General features: G+C 61.8%; 13 protein-coding genes. 1 reads left to right on the top strand and 12 read right to left on the bottom strand.

All coding sequences use genetic code 11. From position 1 onward, the window contains the following. Positions 1–41 precede the first annotated feature (41 nt). The 4 genes from Q9290_RS11555 to cuyA all read right to left on the bottom strand — a co-directional run bounded on the left by Q9290_RS11555 (position 42) and on the right by cuyA (position 4,768). Entirely contained in the window at positions 42–1,031 is a 990-nt protein-coding gene (locus Q9290_RS11555) for a TRAP transporter substrate-binding protein (protein WP_306079799.1), read from the bottom strand. 63 nt (positions 1,032–1,094) lie between these two features. After that, positions 1,095–2,315: a DegT/DnrJ/EryC1/StrS family aminotransferase gene (locus tag Q9290_RS11550; protein WP_306079798.1), complete on the bottom strand. Its 1,221-nt coding sequence runs from the start codon at positions 2,313–2,315 to the stop codon at positions 1,095–1,097. Positions 2,316–2,356: 41 nt separating this feature from the next. Further along, positions 2,357–3,670 carry a histidinol dehydrogenase gene (hisD, locus tag Q9290_RS11545; RefSeq protein WP_306079797.1) on the bottom strand — a complete coding sequence of 438 codons (1,314 nt, stop codon included), beginning with the start codon at positions 3,668–3,670 and terminating at the stop codon, positions 2,357–2,359. Positions 3,671–3,757: 87 nt separating this feature from the next. Further along, positions 3,758–4,768, bottom strand: coding sequence for a D-cysteate sulfo-lyase (gene cuyA / locus Q9290_RS11540; RefSeq protein WP_306079796.1), 1,011 nt, complete (start codon positions 4,766–4,768; stop codon positions 3,758–3,760). A 154-nt stretch (positions 4,769–4,922) separates the two neighbouring features. Here cuyA and Q9290_RS11535 point away from each other — a divergent pair, with 154 nt between their 5' ends. After that, positions 4,923–5,861, top strand: coding sequence for a LysR family transcriptional regulator (locus Q9290_RS11535; RefSeq protein WP_306079795.1), 939 nt, complete (start codon positions 4,923–4,925; stop codon positions 5,859–5,861). Between the two features lie 7 nt (positions 5,862–5,868). On the opposite strand, the gene Q9290_RS11530 is transcribed toward Q9290_RS11535, so the two are convergent. From Q9290_RS11530 to Q9290_RS11495, 8 genes are all read right to left on the bottom strand, one after another. Further along, on the bottom strand, positions 5,869–7,902 hold the full coding sequence (locus Q9290_RS11530) for an AsmA family protein (protein WP_306079794.1): 2,034 nt from the start codon (positions 7,900–7,902) through the stop codon (positions 5,869–5,871). A 490-nt stretch (positions 7,903–8,392) separates the two neighbouring features. After that, a complete protein-coding gene (recG, locus tag Q9290_RS11525; RefSeq protein WP_306079793.1) occupies positions 8,393–10,465 on the bottom strand; it encodes an ATP-dependent DNA helicase RecG in 2,073 nt (690 codons plus the stop codon). 103 nt (positions 10,466–10,568) lie between these two features. Continuing rightward, positions 10,569–11,918: a CDP-diacylglycerol--serine O-phosphatidyltransferase gene (gene pssA / locus Q9290_RS11520; protein WP_306079792.1), complete on the bottom strand. Its 1,350-nt coding sequence runs from the start codon at positions 11,916–11,918 to the stop codon at positions 10,569–10,571. Between the two features lie 192 nt (positions 11,919–12,110). Beyond that, on the bottom strand, positions 12,111–13,901 hold the full coding sequence (locus Q9290_RS11515; RefSeq protein WP_306079791.1) for an aminopeptidase P family protein: 1,791 nt from the start codon (positions 13,899–13,901) through the stop codon (positions 12,111–12,113). A gap of 9 nt (positions 13,902–13,910) precedes the next feature. Then, a complete protein-coding gene (locus tag Q9290_RS11510) occupies positions 13,911–14,570 on the bottom strand; it encodes a GntR family transcriptional regulator (RefSeq protein ID WP_306079790.1) in 660 nt (219 codons plus the stop codon). A gap of 33 nt (positions 14,571–14,603) precedes the next feature. Continuing rightward, positions 14,604–15,512, bottom strand: coding sequence for a DMT family transporter (locus Q9290_RS11505; RefSeq protein WP_306079789.1), 909 nt, complete (start codon positions 15,510–15,512; stop codon positions 14,604–14,606). Between the two features lie 147 nt (positions 15,513–15,659). Then, positions 15,660–15,851, bottom strand: a complete 192-nt coding sequence (locus Q9290_RS11500) for a hypothetical protein (protein WP_306079788.1) — start codon at positions 15,849–15,851, stop codon at positions 15,660–15,662. 93 nt (positions 15,852–15,944) lie between these two features. After that, positions 15,945–19,022, bottom strand: coding sequence for a multidrug efflux RND transporter permease subunit (locus Q9290_RS11495; RefSeq protein WP_306079787.1), 3,078 nt, complete (start codon positions 19,020–19,022; stop codon positions 15,945–15,947). Between the last annotated feature and the right edge of the window lie 12 nt (positions 19,023–19,034).

Raw genomic sequence — 19,034 nt, 5'->3', positions numbered from 1 at the left:
GGGCCTGTTGCCAGGCCCGTTTGCTTACATTCAGAACAGCGTTACTTCAGCTGTTCCAGTACGGCGTCAAAGTTCTCCTTGCCACCGATGGTGTCGTAGAACTCGGGCCATACCTTTTCCTTGGCCAGCTTGATCCACTGGTCTTCGTCTTCCAGGGTGGAGACTTCCATGCCGTTGTCGATCATGTTCTGCTTGGCCTTGTCCGCTTCGGTCATCTGGAAGACCAGGGCGTACTGCTGGGCTTCCAGGCCGGCGCGGGTCAGCACGTTTTTCTCTTCGTCGCTGAGCTTGTCAAAGGTGCGCTTGCCGATCAGCAGGGGCTGCAGCGAGTACTGGTGGTGCACCTCGGTCACGTAATCCTGTACCTCGTAGAACTTCATGGTGTTGTTCACGATGTAGGGGTTGTCCTGGCCGTCTACCACCTGCTGCTGCAGGGCGGTAAAGGTTTCGGTCCAGGCCATGGCGATGGGGTTGGCGCCCCAGGCCTTCCAGGTGGCCAGCATGATGGGGTTTTGCGGTACCCGCACCTTCAGACCCTGCACGTCTTCCAGGTTCTTGACCGGACGCTTGGAGTTGGTCAGATGACGGAAGTTGGAGTAGGTCCAGCCCAGAATGTTGACGCCCACCTGCTTCTGCGCCAGCTCATTCCAGTGATCACCCAGCTGACCGGTGGTGATTTTCACCGCGTCGGCGGAGTTCTTGATCACGTAAGGCATGGTCAGAATGCCCAGCTCCTTGGAGAAGGGAGTCACGTTGCCGATGCCGACCAGGGTCATGTCGAGGGAGCCGAGACGGGCGTTCTGCACCATTTCGGTTTCCGAACCAATGGCACCGTTGGGATACAGGGTTACCTTGATATCGCCGTCGGAGTAGTATTCGACCAGATCCTTAAAGCGGCTGGCGTAGGCACCCTGATCCGAGTCGATGGGGTCGCCCATGCCCAGGCGCATGGTCTTGGCGCTGGCCAGCATGGGCATGGCGGTGGCGGCGCAGGCCAGGGACAGGGTCAGGTACTTGGCAACTTGCTTCATGGAGAACATATTCATTACCTCACTGTAGGTTTCAGGTTTGACTTCCGTGCAACAGGAACGTGTTCAGTTTGTGCGTTCACCGGGGGCGGCAGACAAAAAGAGTTCGTCACAGACCTCGGCAATAATACGTACGATCAGCCGGCAGTCCGCTTCGTCAAAGGTCAGGGGCAGGCGCATGTCACACATGGTGGCCAGTACCCGCTCGGTTTGCGGTAAAGACGGCGGCTCGCCCAGGTACTGCCAGCTGTCGAAACGACTGGTGTAGCCTTTTGGATCCGCATCACCGAACCATTTTAGCGGCACCCCGCGGGCTTCGCATCGTTCAATGAAGCGGTGAATGTCGGCTTCGCTCTGATTGGGCAGGGAAAACTGAATCGAGCTGGCGACAAACTGCTCGGCCTCGGGGCGTTCCGGCAGGCGCAGGCAGGGTATTTGCTTCAGACCGGCTTCGGTGACCCGGTACAGATCGTTCCAGCGCCGGCACTGGGTATCGAGATCGGCCAACTGCGGGCGCAGAATGGCGGCGCGCAGATTGTCCATGCGACCACTGTAGTTGGGCGTTTCAAAGCGAATGCGCGCAAAGGTCTCTTTGGGCGGTGCCGCCAGGTGCCGTTCATACAGCATGTAGGAGCCGGAATAGATGATGGCGCGGGCCATGACCTCGTCGTCGTCGGTGGTCAGAAAACCGCCTTCGCCGGAGTTCATGTGCTTGTAGGTCTGGGTGCTGAAACAACCTACCCGGCCAAAGCTGCCGCTTTTTTTGCCATTCCAGCTGGCGCCCATGGTGTGGGCACAGTCTTCGATAACGATCACGTCGTGGCGATCACAGATGGCCATCAGCCGATCCATGTCGGCCAGATGGCCACGCATGTGGGACAGCAGCAGATAGTGCACGTCATCGGCGGCGGCCTTGCGTTCAAGGTCGTCCAGATCAATGGTGAAGTCGTCGGTGGTTTCCACAAACACCGGCAGGCCGCCGGCGTTGTGAATGGCCCCCGGTACCGGCGCCAGGGTAAAGGCATTGCACAGTATTTTGTCGCCCGCTTTAACACCCACGGCGCGCATGGCCACGTGCAGGGCATAACCGCCCGAGGCGCAGGCCAGGCAGTAGCGGCTGCCCTGATAGTCGGCAAATTCCTTTTCCAGCAGCTCGGTTTCCGTGGGCTCGCCGGCGGCGGAATTGTAGCGGTGCAGGCGCCCGCTGCGCATCACTTCCACGGCCCGCTCGATGCCCGCTTCCGGAATGGCTTCCTGCTGGGTGAAAGACTTGTTGAAGGTGGTCATAACTTCTCCCGAAGGCAGGTGCATGCACCTGCCTGTATCACTCAGCAATAACGCTTCTGATCGTAAACGTGGAAATCCCACTCGGTATCGGGGAAGTACTTGCGCAGGCGCCAGTCACAGGCGCGGGCGTGGCCTTCCATGCCTTCGGTGCGGGAGATGCGGGAGCCGGCGGCGCTGAACAACAGGTTGGCGTCTTCGCTCAGCTCCTGGTAGGTCAGTACCTTCATGAACTTCTGCACGTTCAGGCCACCGCTGTAGCGGGCCGCCTTCTTGGTGGGCAGAATGTGGTTGGTACCGGAGCACTTGTCGCCGTGAGAGACGGTGCTGCCTTCGCCCAGGAACAGGGAGCCGTAGTTGTTGAGGTTGGCTTTCCACCATTCCAGATCGTCCGCCAGCACCTGCAGGTGCTCACAGGCCCATTCGTCGCTGACTTTGGCCACTTCTTCGCGGCTGTCGCCGAGAATGACCACGCCGTGATCGCGCCAAGCGGCTTCGCACACATCGGCATTGGGCATGTCGGCAATCACATGCGGCATGATTTCCAGTACCTTCTCGCCCAGTTCGCGGCTGTCGGTAAACAGCCAGACCGGCGAGTTGGGACCGTGCTCGGCCTGGGACACCAGATCCACGGCAATGGTCATGGGATCGGCGTTCTTGTCGGCGATAATGGCGGACTCGGTCGGGCCGGCAAACACGTCGATGCCCACTTCACCAAACAGCATGCGCTTGGCTTCGGCCACGTAGGCGTTGCCCGGACCCACCAGAATGTCGGCAGGGCGGTCGGTAAAGAGGCCATAGGCCATGGTGGCGATGGCGTGTACGCCGCCCATTTCCAGGATCACATCGGCACCGGCCACGTGCATGGCATAGGCCACGGCGGGGTTGATGCTGTCACCCCGGGGCGGTGAACAGGCCACGATAAAGGGCACGCCGGCGGCCTTGGCGGTGGCCACGCTCATCAGCGCAGAGGCGGCGTGGGCATAGCGGCCACCGGGCACGTAACAGCCGGCACACTGCACCGGCAGTATCTGCTGCCCCAGGCGTACGCCTTCTTCGGTTTCAATTTCAAAGGAGGTCAGGCTGTCGCGCTGGGCTTCGGCAAAGCGTTTGATCTGGCGATGGGCAAAGTCGATATCGTCCTTGACCTGCTGGGGCACCTGGTCAATCAGGGCCTGCTTTTTCTGCTCGGTCAGGACGAAATCGCCCTGCCAGTTATCAAATTGCCGGGCATATTCGCGCACCGCGGTTTCACCGTTGCGGCGAATATTGGCCAGCATGTCCTTGACCACGCCCTGAATGCGCTCATCTTCCTGTGCGACTTCACTTTCTGCCGCCGCTCTCTTGAGATATTCCATGGTATGTCACCTGTTAATTAAAACGCGCCAACTGGCTGACAACAGCGTCCGTTGGAGTGAACGGCCGCGGACGGCCGTTCGGGTCAATCAATCGTACTTGGCAAAACCAAAGGCATCACGGTAGCCGAACAGGGCCTGGGCGCCACCGGTGTGCAGGAACACCACGTTTTCGCCCTTCTTGAAGTGACCCTTGCGGATCAGGTTGATCAGGCCGGCGCCGCCTTTGCCGGAGTAAACCGGGTCCAGCAGAATGCCTTCGTGACGGGCAAACAGCTCAATGGCTTCCAGGGTGCTGGGAGCGGGAATACCGTAGCCTTCACCCACGTAGTCACAGTTGGCGACCACGTCTTCGCGCTTCACGGCGCCGGGAATGCCCAGCTTCTCGGCGGTGCGCTCGGCCAGACGGAACACGTTGGCTTCCTGCTGCTCACGGGGAACCCGTACGCCGATGCCCAGTACCGGAATGCGGCTGTTGCTGCCGGACAGGCCGGTGACCAGGCCGGCCTGGGTGCCGGCGGAGCCGGTGGCGTGTACCACGTGGTCAATGCGCAGGCTGGCGTCGTTGGCCTGACCCAGCAGTTCCAGGGCGCAGTTCACATAGCCCAGGGCGCCGATTTCGTTGGAGCCGCCACCGGGCACTATGTAGGGCTTTTTGCCCGCGGCTTTCAGTTCGCTGGCCACTTCTTCCATGGCTGCGTTCATGTCGGTACCGCCCGGGTACTTGCGCAGCATGCCGCCGAACAGCTGGTCCAGCATGACGTTGCCGTTATAGTTGTAGTCAACGTCTTCGGAGGCGGTGCGGTCTTCCAGCAGAATGTGGCACTCCATGCCCAGCTTGGTGGCGATGGCCACGGTCTGGCGGGCATGGTTGGACTGGGTGGCACCCTGAGTGATAATGGTGTCGGCGCCCTGCTCCAGGGCATCGGCCATCAGGAACTCGAGTTTACGGGTCTTGTTGCCGCCACCGGCGAGACCGGTACAATCGTCACGCTTGATCCACAGGTTCGGACCATCCAGCAGCTTGGTGAGTTGATGCATCGGCTCCAGCGGAGTGGCCAGATGAGCAAAGTGCAGACGGGGATAACGAGCTAGATGCATTTTAACATTCCTCTTCGTTTTGAACATGTGTAATACATTTGGTTAACAACTTCATGGTGGAATAATCACCGCAGCACGACCAATGCTATATAGGCTTCGCCCGTGATTACTTTTGGGCATAGGGCCAAAACGAGACAGTAAGGAATTGTTTTTAATGGAATTAAAGTGGTTGAAGGACTTTGTGGCCCTGAGTGAGCACGGCAGCTTCTCCAAGGCCGCCGAGGCCCGTTTTGTGACCCAGCCCGCATTTAGCCGGCGCATTCGCTCGCTGGAAAACTGGCTGGGGGTGGCATTGGTGGACCGGGAAAAGCATCCCACCACCCTGACTCCGAGCGGGCTGGCGTTTGTGGAAGAAGCCAAGCGCATGATCCACGACACCTACCGAGTGCGCAAACGCCTGCAGGGCCAAGAGATTCAGAAGAGCATGGTGTTTCTCGCCCAGCACTCGCCGGCGGTGTCGTTTTTTCCCCACTGGATTCGCACCCTGGAGCCCCTGGTGGGCAACACCCTGGTCAAGCTCAGCACCGGCAATCTGCATGACATTACCGAATCTTTTATGGCGGGCATGGGCGATTTTTTGCTGAGTTTTTCTTCCGCAGGCGATATGGGCCAGCTGTCGCGCAACGACACCACCTGTATTCAGGTGGGCACCGACCGGCTGGTGCCGGTCTCGGCCCTGACCCCGGAAGGCACACCGGTGTTTTCGGTGAACGGCAAGGCGCCGCTCAAACTGCTGGCCTACCCCGACGACTCCTACCTGGGCGGGCTGGTGAAAGAGTTTTGTTTGAACAAGCTGCCGCCGGACTTTCAGTACAGCATCGTCTGTGAAAACGCCCTGGCGGAAGGCCTCAAGGCCATGGCGCTGCAGGGCTATGGCGTGGCCTGGCTGCCCTCGGGACTGATCCAGAACGAGCTGGCCCAGGGCCAGCTCACCGTGCTGCATGAAGGCTTTCATACCGTGGACCTGCGTATTCTGCTGTATCGCTTTCGGCACACGGTCAAGCCGGAAGTGGATGTGTTCTGGCGCTACCTGGTCGAGCTGTACAACCTCAGCTATACCGAGCAGTTTCCGGTGGTCCGGGCCACGGTGTAACGGGCGCTCAGGGCGCCGCCGGCAGCGCCCGTACCGCCTCGATCAGCTTGCCGGGCAGGCCGGCGGCGGGATAGGACACCGGGCCCGAGTACCAGGGAGAGCAGGGCTCGGCCAGCGCCGGCTGGTGCAAGCGCAGTTGCGGAGCATGCCAGTCGCCGGTCAGCCGAATGGCCAGCTCCCGGCAGCCGGCGTCGTTGATGGTGCCCAGCTCGAGCGCCAGGTTGCCGGCGACGTCCACCTCGCCCCGCAGGGCCAGCAGGTGACGCACGCTCTGCACCGCGCTGCCATCCAGCCGCCAGCGGCCGTCCCGCACCGGGCCGTGCAGATCCAGCCGGTACAGAAAGCCGTCGTACTGTGTCATGTCCAGTGCCGCCAGCGCGGTGTCCACCCGTTTGGGCTCGGCGTAGTCCTCGCCCAGGCGGTTGCGCAGCCAGGGATCCAGCCCCAGTTGCTCCACAAAGATATCCTGTCCGTCGAGGGCGAGTTCACCCTGCCAGCTGGCGGTATCGGCGGGCTCGCCGGTGAGCTTCGCCATGACGTTCAGCTCCCCGGCAAAGCCCTGATCGGCCCGCAGCCAGTTGCTGAGGTGGCGCAGCTGCCAGTGTTCACCGGTCAGCTCAATGTGAGTGTGGTGCGGGGCATAGAGTCCCATGTCACCCTTGAGCTGCACCCGGCCGTCGAGCCAGTCGCCGCTGAGGTGGTCGAGCAGCCACTGCTCGTCGGTGAGGCGGGCGCTGAAGCGGGCGGCGCGGGCGATCAGGCTGTTCCAGGCCAGCTCACTGACGCTGCCTTCCAGCCGGGCCTGCTCGCTCAGGGGACGCCACAGACCCGCCGACCAGGCCAGATCGGTAATGAACAGATCGCCGTCCAGCAGTGACAGCGGCAGTTCATCATCCAGCGACAACAGCTCGGTACGGCTCAGGTTGAGTTTGTGAATGCGCACCTCGGGCAGGGGCCAGGTCATGTCCGGCTGCCACACCAGTTTGGTGCCGGCCAGTTGCAGCTCGTCGATATCGAGTCGGCCCTGATCGGCGTACCAGCCCAGCTCGGCCTCGATGCTGCCTTCCCAGGCCAGGCCGCTGAGGGTGAAGCCCTGACGTGCGCCGTCCCCCAGCCACTGCAGCCGGTGGCGGTCCAGGCGCAGCCAGTCGAGGGTGGCTTCCTCCGCCTGCCAGTCACCCCGGCCTTCGGGCAACCCCTTGCCGTTCCATTCCAGATCCCTGAGTTCGCCGCGCAGGCCGTTGACGGTAAGCACCGGCGTGGTCAGGCTGACGTCATCAAGCCCGGCCCGGCTCAGCAGCAATGTCCAGCCGTCGAGCAGAGTGGGGGTGTCGCTGAGCTGCAGTTTGACCTGGCTGAATTGCGGTTGCTCCAGATGCAGCTCCCGGCGCGCCGGATCCAGCACCAGTGCGCCGCTGACCAGGCCGCCAAACAATCGGCCGCGCAGGTCGTCGAGCTCCAGCCGCTGCTGCCGTAAATGGCCGCTGATATCCAGCCGCGACAGCTCCAGGGCCGGATAGGAAACCTGGCGTACCCGGCCGCTCAGGCTGGCGTTGGCCCACCATTGCCACTGACCCTGGCGGCGGGGCTGCCAGTCCCTAATGCTGAGCTCGATGCCGCCCGCATTCCAGCCGTGGCCGGCCAGGCTGAGATTGCGGGTATTGAGCTCATTAATGTGAATATCGGCCAGGTTGGCCGGCAGGGCGGGCGCTTGGGCTCGTTCAAGGTTGAGTCTGCCGTCGATGATATCGAGAATGGCCACGCGAGTACGGCCGTTCAGGGGCGCCAGCTGCTCCAGCTCCAGGTAGACTTGCCGGGCGCTGAACCAGTCGCCCAGGCGCACCTCTTCCGCCAGCAGTTTGTAGGGGGACAGCGGGTTGAATTCCAGCCGGCCCACGCTGAGATCCAGCTCGGTGTTCTCGTTCAGCCAGGTGAGCACCGGCTTTTTCAGCTGGTTCACGTCCAGCAGATTAAGCAGCAACCAGCCACCGAGCAACAGCACCAGCAGCCCCGTCAAACCTCTTCTGGCCAGCTTTTTCATGAATTTATCCTTCGCCCTTCGGGCAACTTTAAGCTTTCAGCCTGTCTCTTAGTCAAAAATATGATCGTTTGCAGAGCCGTGCACAACCGTCGGCCAAAGCGCACTACTTCGCCGGCACGCCATGAATACTTCCCTGTAGGCTCCACTGCGCCATCCCTGGCGCAGAGGGCGCGGCGAAGCAGACACCCTTTGCCCTCCTCGGCACACTCAGAGCCGACTGACAAGAAGCAGGCAACGCCCAATGTTGCCCGAAGCAGCAGTGGGGATTGCCGTAGCCGACCATAAAATGCCATGGATGGCATTTTCGAGCGTTACAGGGAAGTACTTGTAGCGTGTCGGCGGAGTGCAACTGCACTGATGCTTCGCATTACGGCCTCTTTGACGACTTGTGACCAAGGTACAGGCTTTCAGCTGTAAGCGATCAGCAAAAGAAAGGCTTCATTTGGAAGATACGTTTTGCTATCAGCTTACCGCTTAAGGCGTTGTTTTATCAAACTTTACCGTAGTGATCCCGAGTGCCGAGCCAGCGGCGGATCAACGGCTCCACGCAGCCGGGGTGGCGGTCGGCGAGATAGCGGGCCAGCCGTTGCACCTCAGGCAGCAGCGCCTGATCCCGAACCAGATCGGCAATTTTGAGGTCCGCGAGGCCCGTCTGACGGGTGCCCAGCAGTTCGCCCGGACCGCGAATTTCCAGATCCTTCTGGGCGATAACAAAGCCATCGTTGGTGTCGCGCAGTACCCCCAGCCGCTGAGTGGCGGTTTTCGACAGGGGCGCATGATAGAGCAGCACGCAGTGGGACGCGGTAGCGCCCCGGCCCACCCGGCCACGCAACTGGTGCAGCTGGGCCAGGCCCAGGCGCTCGGGGTTTTCGATGATCATCAGCGAGGCGTTGGGCACATCCACCCCCACTTCAATGACGGTGGTGGCCACCAGCAGATCCAGCTGGCCGTCCTTGAAACCGGCCATCACCGCCTGCTTTTCTGCCGCCTTCATACGGCCGTGTACCAGCCCCACCTTAAGCTCCGGCAGCCGGGCCGAAAGCGCGGTGGCGGTGTCTTCCGCCGCCTGGCATTCGAGCACGTCCGACTCGTCGATAAGCGTACACACCCAGTAGGCCTGGCGGCCCTGCTCCCGGCATACTCGCCGCACCCGCTCAATCACCTCGTCCCGCCGGGTGTCGGGAATGGCCACGGTCGTGACCGGGGTACGCCCCGGGGGCAGCTCGTCGATAATGGAAGTGTCGAGATCGGCGTAGGCGGTCATGGCCAGGGTGCGGGGAATGGGGGTGGCGGTCATGATTAACTGATGAGGGTAGTACTCGCCCTGACTGCCTTTTTCCCGCAAGGCGAGGCGCTGGTGCACGCCAAAGCGATGCTGTTCGTCGATGATCACCAGTTCCAGGGCGTTGAACTGCACCTGTTCCTGAAACAGCGCATGGGTGCCGACGATCATCGCCAGCTCGCCGCTGGCCAGGCGCTCAAGCTGTTCGGTGCGGGCCTTGCCCTTGACCTTGCCCGCCAGCCAGCCCACTTTTATGCCCAGCGGTTCCAGCCAGGCGGCAAAGTTGGCGGCATGCTGCTCGGCCAGCAGCTCGGTGGGGGCCATCAGCGCCACCTGACCCTGATGGCCGATCACCTGCAGGGCCGCCAGCGCCGCCACCAGGGTTTTGCCCGAGCCCACATCCCCCTGCACCAGCCGCATCATGGGGGTGTTTTGTTGTAAATCCGCGCCGATCTCCGCCACCACCCGTTGCTGGGCACCGGTGGGAGAGAATGGCAGCCGGGCCAGAAAGTCATTTACCAGCGCCTCGGCGGGCGGCAGGGCGCGGGCCCGGTGTGACTGCCCCTGTTCCCGCACCTGCAGCACCGACAGGTTGTGGGCCAGCAGTTCTTCCATCACCAGCCGTTGCTGGGCCGGGTGCGTGCCCTGCTCGAGTTGATCCTGCGCCACGTCCGGGGGCGGCCGGTGCAGCAGGCGCACGGCGTCGTTCAGGGGCAGTTGCTGGTTATAGAGGCCGGAAGGCAGCAGTTCGGTCAGCGGTTGTTGATCAAGCAGCACCAGCGCCTGATCGGTGAGCTGGCGCAGGCTGATTTGGCGCAGCCCTTCGGTGGTGCCGTACACGGGCGTGAGGCTGGTTTCCGTACTGACCGGGTTGTCGCCCTGCAGCAGGGTGTATTCGGGGTGAATGATCTCCAGGCCGTGATGGCCGGGACGAATTTCACCAAAGGCGCGCAGCCGGGTGCCGGCGGTGAGGCTGTTTTTCTGGGCGGCGGCAAAGTTGAAAAAACGCAGGGTCAGGGTGCCGCTGTCGTCCCGCAGCCGGCACAGCAGCATGCGTTTGCGGCCGTAACTGATATGGCTGTCGACCACTTCGCCCACCACCGACACATGCATGCCGGGCCGCAGCTCGGCCACCGGGCAGATTTGGGTGCGGTCCTCGTAGCGCAATGGCAGATGAAACAGCAGATCCTGCACCGTTTCCAGCCCCAGCCGGTGCAGCTTTTCCTGCATTTTGTCGCCCACGCCCTTGAGCAGGCTGAGGGGCATTTTGTCCAGCTTCATGGCGGCCCTTCACTGTAAATATGTACAGAGAATAGCAAAGCCGGATTCAAAATGGGACTGGGGACGAATCAAGTCCCAATTCCCTAATCCCCAGTCCCTGGTTTTACAACAGTCGTTTCAGCAATACATTGGCCTGAGTGCGCTGCACCCGTTTCAGCAGGCGCTGCACCGGCTCCGGATAGTCGCCGAGCTGCTCAATTTCGGTAAAGTGGGTCAGACGCCGGCAGTGCTGCAATATGTTGGCCTTTTCTTCCTCAAAGGCGGGCTGCAGTTTTTGCTCGGGATCCTGCAACAGCAGGCCGTTTTCCAGATCCAGCCCCCAGGCGCGGGGGTTGAGGTTGTTGCCGGTGATCATGGCCAGATCGTCATCCACAAACAGCCCCTTGAGGTGATAGGAGTTGCGGTCGTGGTGCCAGAGCATGATGTTGAGCTTGCCCTTGTAAATAAAGGTCTGGTTGGCCCGGGCAAAGCGGCGCAGGTTGGCCTCGTATAAATAGGGCAGCCCGCCTATGGTGCGGAATGGCTCGTCCGGTGGAATGTAAAAGTCGTTGGCGGTCTTGTCGCCGATCACCAGGGTGACTTCCCGGCCCTTTTTGAGCTGGCTGCGAATGTCCCGGGCCAGGGATTTGGGCAGGTTGAAATAGGGGGTGCAGACAAACAGCTTTTCTTTGGTGCCGCGCACCAGGGTGCGAATGGCCCGGTTGAGCTTGTTGCCGCGCTTGCCCAGGCCGGCCAGCGGGGTGACCGCCACTTCACCGGGCCGGCGGGCCTGGTGTTCAAACTGGTACTGGCCCCGGCGCAGTTGCTGGCGAAACTGGCGAATGGGCTGACGCAGCCGGCGGGCGGTGGGGATCTCGGGCTGGTTCAGGGCCGGCACCGCCGGGTTGTGGGCAAACAGCCGGTCCACATAGTCGATCATGGCGTCGGCGAGGCTGGCGTCGGTGATCTCGTGGTAGCGATCAAAGCGGTAGCGGCCATTCTGGTGCAGGTAGATGTCGTTGATGCTGGCGCCGGAATAGAGCAGGGTGTCGTCAAACACAAAGCCCTTGAGGTGCAGCACGCCGAGCAGTTCCCGGCCCTTGACCGGTACCCCGTGAATGGTGATGGGGTGCTCATAGCGTTCGGCAAACTCCTGATACATCAGGTGGTTACCACCCTGTCCCTTTTGGCCGATGAGTCCCCGCTGGGCCCGGTGAAAGTCTACATAAAGGTGCACATCCAGCGCCGGATTGGTCTGCTTGGCTTCGTGCAGGGCGGTCAGAATTTCCCGGCCGGCGTCGTCGTCCTGCAGATAGAGGGCCACCAGGCAGATGCGGGTTTGTGCCGAGGCAATCAGCTCCAGCAGCCGTGCCCGGAAGGCGGCGGCGGAGTGCAGCACGCGCACCTGTTCGGCATCGACCGACAGGGTGGGAAGGCGCTTCAGCAGGCTTCGGTAGTAGTTGGCTAGTTGCATAATGAACCTGATTAATGGCGTTGCCGCTTAAGACCATACTCAAACGACAAGATTCGGTGCAGTTTACCGAATTAGGGGGAAGGGCAGCAAACTCACAGAGAAGCCTGAAGCGATCAGCTGGAAGCCGGAAGCTGTTCAGAGTCGCTTGGCGGTTCTCTTTAACTTCCAGCTTTCAGCTTCAGGCTTCCGGCTTTAAAGCGGACGCGTCGCCTGTTCCAGCCAGGTGAGATCCTCGCCGGCCAGTTGCGGGCTGATTTTTTCCCACACACTGGCGTGGTAATTGTTCAGCCACTCAATATGTCTGGCATCAAGCCAGGTGGTGTCGATCAGGCGGCGGTCAAAGGGCACCCAGGTGAGGTTTTCAAATTCAAATACCGGAATATCGCCGTCTGTGCTGGCGGGCTGCACCACTTCCAGGTTTTCACAGCGAATGCCAAAGGCGTTTTCCCGGTAATAGCCGGGTTCGTTGGAGACGATCATGCCGGTAGTCAGCGGCACAGTGCTGCCCTTGGGCGAGATGCGCTGGGGCCCTTCGTGCACGCTGAGAAAATGACCCACGCCGTGGCCGGTGCCGTGGTCAAAGTTGTAGCCCTGCTGCCACAGCGGCATGCGGGCCAGGGCGTCCAGCTGCAGGCCGCCGGTGCCGGCGGGAAAGCGGGCGCGGGCCAGATCGATGTGGCCGCGCAGCACCAGAGTGAACAGTTTGCGCATGTCATCATTCGGCTCGCCCACCGCCACGGTACGGGTGATGTCGGTGGTGCCGTCGAGGTACTGGCCGCCGGAGTCCACCAGGTAGATGGCGTCCTGCCCCAGTTTACGCGGGGTGCCGTTGCCGTGGTGGTAGTGGCACATGGCGGCGTTGGGGCCCAGGGCCGAAATGGTGCTGAAACTGGGCTCCACGAATTCGTGAGCATCTGCCCGCAGGGCGTGCAGTTTATCGGCCAGGGTACCTTCGTCTTCCTGCTCCGGGTTGGCCTGAGTCAGGCGGCGATCCAGCCAGGCCAGAAAGCGGCTGACGGCCACACCGTCGCGCAGGTGGGCGGTGCGACTGCCCTGTACTTCCACCGGATTTTTACAGGCCTTGGGCAGCATGCAGGGGTCGTCGGCAAACACCAGCTCGGCGCCGGCCTGCTCCAGCACCAGGCTGCTCCAGGCGTTGGCAGTGGCCGGATCCAGCTGTACCCGGGCGCTCTTTTTGCCCAGTTCACGCAGGGCACTTTCCAGCTCGTTAAAGGGCGCCAGGGTTACGTTAACGCCGCTGTGGCCGGCGAGATCCAGGTCGTCAAATTTGGCGGGGTCGGCAAACAGCTGCACGCTGCCGTCGTTATGTAGCAGGGCGAAGCTCAGCACCACCGGCAGACAGGGAATGTCCCGGCCGCGAATATTGAGCAGCCAGTTGATGGGCTCGGCCTGGGTCAGTAATTGGGCATCTATGTGGTTGGCGGCAAGCTGCTCGGCGATGCGGTTGCGCTTGGCCTCGCTGTGCTGACCGCTGTATTCCTGGCTCAGCAGCAGGGCCGGATGAATTTGTGGCTCGGGCTGGTCGTGCCAGTGGCCGTCGATGGGATTGCCGGCGACCGGCACCAGCTCCATGCCCTTGGCGGCCAGTTTCTTTTTGGCGGCATCAAACCAGCTCCGGCTGTGCAGGCGCGGGTCCACGCCCACCCGGGCGCCGGCAGCCAGCTCGCTCAGCACATAGTCGAGCACCGGCTCCTCAATCAGATGGCGGTATTCAAACAGCTCACTGTCGCACTGGTGGCGCACCTGCACCGTGTAGCGGCCATCCACAAACACCGCGGCCTTGCCGGCCAGCACCACGGCGGCGCCGGCGGAGCCGGTAAAGCCGGTGAGCCAGGCCAGTCGCTCCGCATAGGGGGGAATGTATTCACCCAGGTGCTCGTCGTCGTGGGGCACGATAAAGGCGTCCAGCTGCTGTTGCTGCAGGTCGTTGCGAACACTGGCAAGGCGTTGGGCATGGGTCATGGTGATTCCTTAGCGAGAGTTGAGCAGGTGTTTGATGGAATGGCCCGCCGATTCGATATGCTGGCGCAGCAGGGCGGCAGCTTCGAACTTGCGCCGCTGACGGCACAGGCTGAGCAGTTGGGTGTGTTCCCGCTCGGCGGTAATGATGCCCTGGCGGGAATGCAGCAGCTCCACCTGAATATAGCGATCGCAGCTCAGGTTGATCTGGTCCACCAGCGCCAGGGTGCGCGGACGATTGGCCGGGCCGTACAGGGTGGTGTGAAAGCGGCGGTTGAGCTCGCTCCAGCGTTCAATTTGATCGCCGGTTTCAAGGATTTGGTCGAACTCGGCCAGAATGGCTTCGGCCTGGCTCAGGTGCTCTTCGGTCAGGTGATCAAAGGCCTGAAACAGCAGATCGCTTTCCAGCATGGCGCGCAGGTAAAACAGCTCGTCAATGGCCTCGGCGTCCAGCTCGGTGACCACGGCGCCGCGATGGGCCTCAAATTTCACCAGCCCCTGGGCCTCCAGTTGCATCAGCGCTTCTCGCACCGGCACCCGGCTGACGTTCAGCTCCTGGGCCAGGGTGTCTTGGCGCAGGGGGGCGCCGGCCTTGAATTCACCCTTGAGAATGCGGGCCCGAAGGGTTTCGACCACCGACTGGGTCAGGGTTTTGTAGGGGGCTCGGCTCATGAAAAATCGTATACGTTTTTGGTGTTGCTCACTCTACTCTGCCCTCGAGTGCTTGGCAAACCGCCCTTTCGGCCGCCATTGCTGGATCAGCAGCGCCATGACGATCATCACCAGCCCCGCCAGGGTAGCGGGGTAGATTTGCTCGCCCACCAGCAGCCGCAGCAGCAGCAGCGAGGCAAAGGGAGAGATAAAAATCAGGTTGGAGATGCGTGCGGTGTTTTCCGCATGGCGCAGGGCCAGCAGCCACATCACAAAGGCAAAGCCCATTTCAAACAGGCCTACATAAATGGCGCCCACCCAGCCCTGCCAGGCGGTGAGAGCAAAGTCCGACAGCCAGGCGGTGGCCAGCACCACCACCGGCAGCCCCAGCAGAAAGCTCAGGGTCAGGGTTACCAGGGGGTCGGCCTGGTTGCGGGTGTTGAGTATCCAGTAGCCGGCCCAGAGCAGGGTTGAAGCCAGCGCCAGCGTCACGCCCAACGGGCTTTCAAAGTTCAGGCTGAGCAGATTGCCTTTGGTGGCGATGACCATGGCGCCCAGATAGCCGAGCGCGATGGCGATCCAGTCCTGCCGGCGAATGGTCTGGCCAAGAAAGGGCACCGCCAGCAGGGTAAGGGTGATGGCCCAGGTGTAGTTGAGGGTCTGGGCCTGCTGGGCCGGCAGCAGATCATAGGCCTGAAACAACACCAGGTAATAGAGCGCCGGGTTGAGCAGCCCCAGCAGGGCATAGTAGCCCGGGCGCTGCCTGAAGGTGCGGCTCAGCAGATGCAGCTTGCCCTGGCGCGCCAGCAGGCCCAGCAGCAGCAGCAGCGAGCTGAGGGTGGCTACCAGCAGCAGCTGGGCCGGCTCAAAGTAGCCGAGGGAGAGCTTGAAGGCACTGGCCACGGTAGACCAGCAGGCCACCGCGCCCAGCCCGTAAAGATAGGCTTTTTTCTGATTCTTCATAGGATTGCCCCGTGCAACAAGACGGGCAGTGTAGGCAGGGGATCTTCCGCGAGCAAGGGGCGCGGTCACAGCTCGTCATATGACTGGAATGGCGCAGGAGATATGGTCACAGTTCATCATATGGCTGGAATGGCGCAGGAGATATGATCACAGCTCATCAAAGGGGCGGCGTTTTTCCTTTTCCAGCACCAGCTCTTCCAGGGTGGTGATGCGCTGGCGCAGCCGGCGCTGCTCGGCTTCCAGCTCCTCGACCCGGGTTTCCAGCTCGTTCTGAGCCCGGTTCTGGCCGAGCACCAGCACCAGGCCGATGCCCAGCGCCAGCAAAATCCATAGCAGCATGTTGTTCTCCTTGTTGGCGACATCGCTATTACAGCATGGCTCAAAAATAAAAAGGGCTGCGCGAGGCAGCCCTTGGGGTTATTGAGTGCCGGCTCAGTGACCGGCCAGTGCCTTGGGCGCCTGACTTTCGTCAAACTCCGGCAGCGGCTGGTGGCGTGAGGCCAGGAAGGTGTAGATCACCGGCAGTACGAACAGGGTGAACAGGGTACCGATGCTCAGACCCGACACGATCACAATGCCCATGCCAAAGCGCGAGAAGGCGCCGGCGCCCACCGCAAACAGCAGCGGAATAAGGCCTGCCACCATGGCGGCGGTGGTCATCAGAATGGCGCGCAGACGAATGCGGGCCGCCACCCGAATGGCCTCGGTACGATCCCGGCCCCGGTGCAGCTGCTCTTCCTTGGCCACCTCACACATCAGAATACCGTGCTTGGTGATAATGCCGACCAGGGTGATCAACCCCACCTGGGTGTAGATGTTCATGGTCGCCAGCCCCCAGGCCAGGGCCACCAGGGCGCCGGAAATGGCCAGGGGCACCGACACCATGATCACCAGGGGGTCACGCACGCTTTCGAACTGGGACGCCAGCACCAGGAAGATGATGAACAGCGCCAGCAGGAAGGTCATGTACAGGGCGTTGCCCTCGGTGACGAACTGGCGGGCGGCGCCCAGGTAGTCGTGGTTGTAACCGTTGGGCAGCCCGGTGGTCACCTCTTGCTCCAGAAAGCCGATGGCATCGCCCATGCTCACACCCGGGGTGAGCACGGCGCCGATGGTGGCCGAGTTCAGCTGGTTGTAGTGGGGCAGGGCACGGGGCTGGGCCTCCATGGTGATGGACACCAGGTTGGCCAGGGGCACCATGTCGCCGTTGTGGGCGCGCACATAGTAGTCCTTGATGGAGTCCGGGTTAAGCCGGTCGGCCCGGGCCACCTGAGGGATCACCTCATAGCTGCGACCGCCTAGATCCACCCGGTTGACATAACCGTCACTCATCATGGTGGACAGGGTGAGGGCGATGTCCTGCATGGTCACGCCGTAGGCGCCGGCCTTGTCCCGGTTGACCTTGATTTTCATGGTGCCCGAGTCAAACGCCAGATCCAGCTCGCTGTACACAAACAGCGGACTCTGGCTGACCTTTTGCAGCACCTCGGCGGCCACTTCATAGAGGCTTTCAAAGTTGTTGGGCGTGGTCAGTACATACTGCACCGGCAGGCCGCTGGAGGCACCGGGCAGCTCGGGGAACGGAAAGGCACTGATGGCCACCGCCGGTATGCCCTGCAGCGGCGGGGTCAGCCGCTCGATCACCGATTTCTGGGCGTCGCGCTGGCTCCAGGGCTTGAGCACCGCCACCGCCAGACCCTGGTTGGCGTTGGGCACGCCGGCAATGGTCAGGGAGGTGGACAGGGCGTCGTCCTTGTTGAGCACGTCCACCGCCTTGCGCATGTTGTTCTCGATGTAGTCGAGGTTGGCGGTGTTGGGGGCCTTGGCCATCATCAGAAAGGCGCCCTTGTCTTCGTTCGGGGCGAGCTCGCTGGGAATAAAGCTGAACAGCACCGGCATGGAGCCGAACACCAGCAGGGCAAAGGCGATCACCACGGCGCGCTTGGCCAGTACGGCGTCCAGCATGCGGCTGTAGCTGCCGGTAATGCGCTCCAGCGTGTTTTCCACGCCTTGCTCAAAGCGGTTAGGGTTGTCGTGGTGCTTGAGCAGCTTGGAACACATCATGGGCGACAGGGTCAGCGCCACCACGCCGGAGATAAACACGGCCCCGGCCAGGGTGAGCGCGAACTCCTTGAACAGGGAGCCGGTAATGCCGCTCATCAAGGCGATGGGGGCGTACACCGCCGCCAGGGTGATGGTCATGGTGATCACCGGCACGGCAATCTCCCGGGTGCCAAGAATGGCGGCCCGGTAGGGCGACTCCCCGGCCTTGATATGCCGGTCGACGTTTTCCACCACCACGATGGCGTCGTCCACCACCAGTCCGATGGCCAGCACCATGGCCAGCAGCGTCATCAGGTTGATGCTGAAGCCGAACAGGCTCATCAGAATGGCCACCCCGATCAGCGACAGCGGAATGGTGATGATGGGGATCAGCACGGCGCGCAGTGAGCCCAGGAACAGGGTGATCACCACCACCACGATCAGCGAGGCCTCGAGAATGGTTTTCACCACCTCGTGAATGGATTCGTTGATGGCGTCGGTGGCGTCATACAACAATTCCATCTTGATGGTGTCGGGCATGTTGCGCTCGAGGTCGGGCAGCATGTTGCGCACATTCTCGGCTACGGTCAGCGGGTTGGCCGACGGCGTGGGATCCACCCCGATGATCACCGCCGACTGGCCATCGGCCAGGGCGCGAACCACGTCGTGGCTCTTTTCCAGTGACACTTTTGCCACGTCGCGCAGACGCACCACGGCATCGTTGCGGGTAGCGATCACCAGCGACTCCAGCTCTTCGGCGGTTTCCACCTGAGTGTTGATGTCGCTGTTATAGAGCATGTAATAACCGGTTGCCTGACCGGCAGCGGCCTGGTAGTTGTTGGCCTGCAGCACCGACAGCACCTCGGGGGCGGTGAGCTGCTGGGCCGCCAGCCGTAGCGGATCCAGCCAGATACGCAGGGCAAACTTGGCACCCCCGAACAGGTTGATCTTGGCCACCCCGTCCACCGAGTAGAACTGGGGTCGAACCACCCGCTCCAGATAATCGTTGATCTGGGGCGAGTTCAACTGCTCACTGCTGAAGGAGATGTACATGATGGAGGTGGAGGCCCCCGTGGTCATCTCCAGGCTGGGATCTTCCGCTTCCCGGGGCAATTGCGAACGCACCGAGTTGACCCGCGCCAGTATGTCCGACAGGGCCGCGTTGGAGTCGGTGTTCAGCTTCATCTGCACCGTGATCTTGGAGCTGCCGTTGCTGCTCGACGAGGTCATGAAGTCGATGTTGTCGGCCTGGGCGATGGCCTGCTCCAGGGGCTGGGTTATAAACCCTTGAATCAGATCGGCGCTGGCGCCGTAATAGCCGGTGCTCACGGTGATCACCGTGTTGGTCATTTCCGGATATTCACGCACCTGCATTTTCTGCAGGGCTTGCAGCCCCAGCAGCACGATCAGCAGGCTGATCGAGACGGCCAGTACCGGCCGTTTAATGAAGATATCGGTAAAACGCATGGAATTCTCCGC

The organism is Oceanimonas aquatica (genome assembly GCF_030732065.1).
In the GTDB taxonomy this organism is placed as follows: domain Bacteria; phylum Pseudomonadota; class Gammaproteobacteria; order Enterobacterales; family Aeromonadaceae; genus Oceanimonas.
The sequence above is the reverse complement of the archived record's forward strand: the minus strand, read 5'-3'. Positions and strand labels throughout refer to the sequence as shown.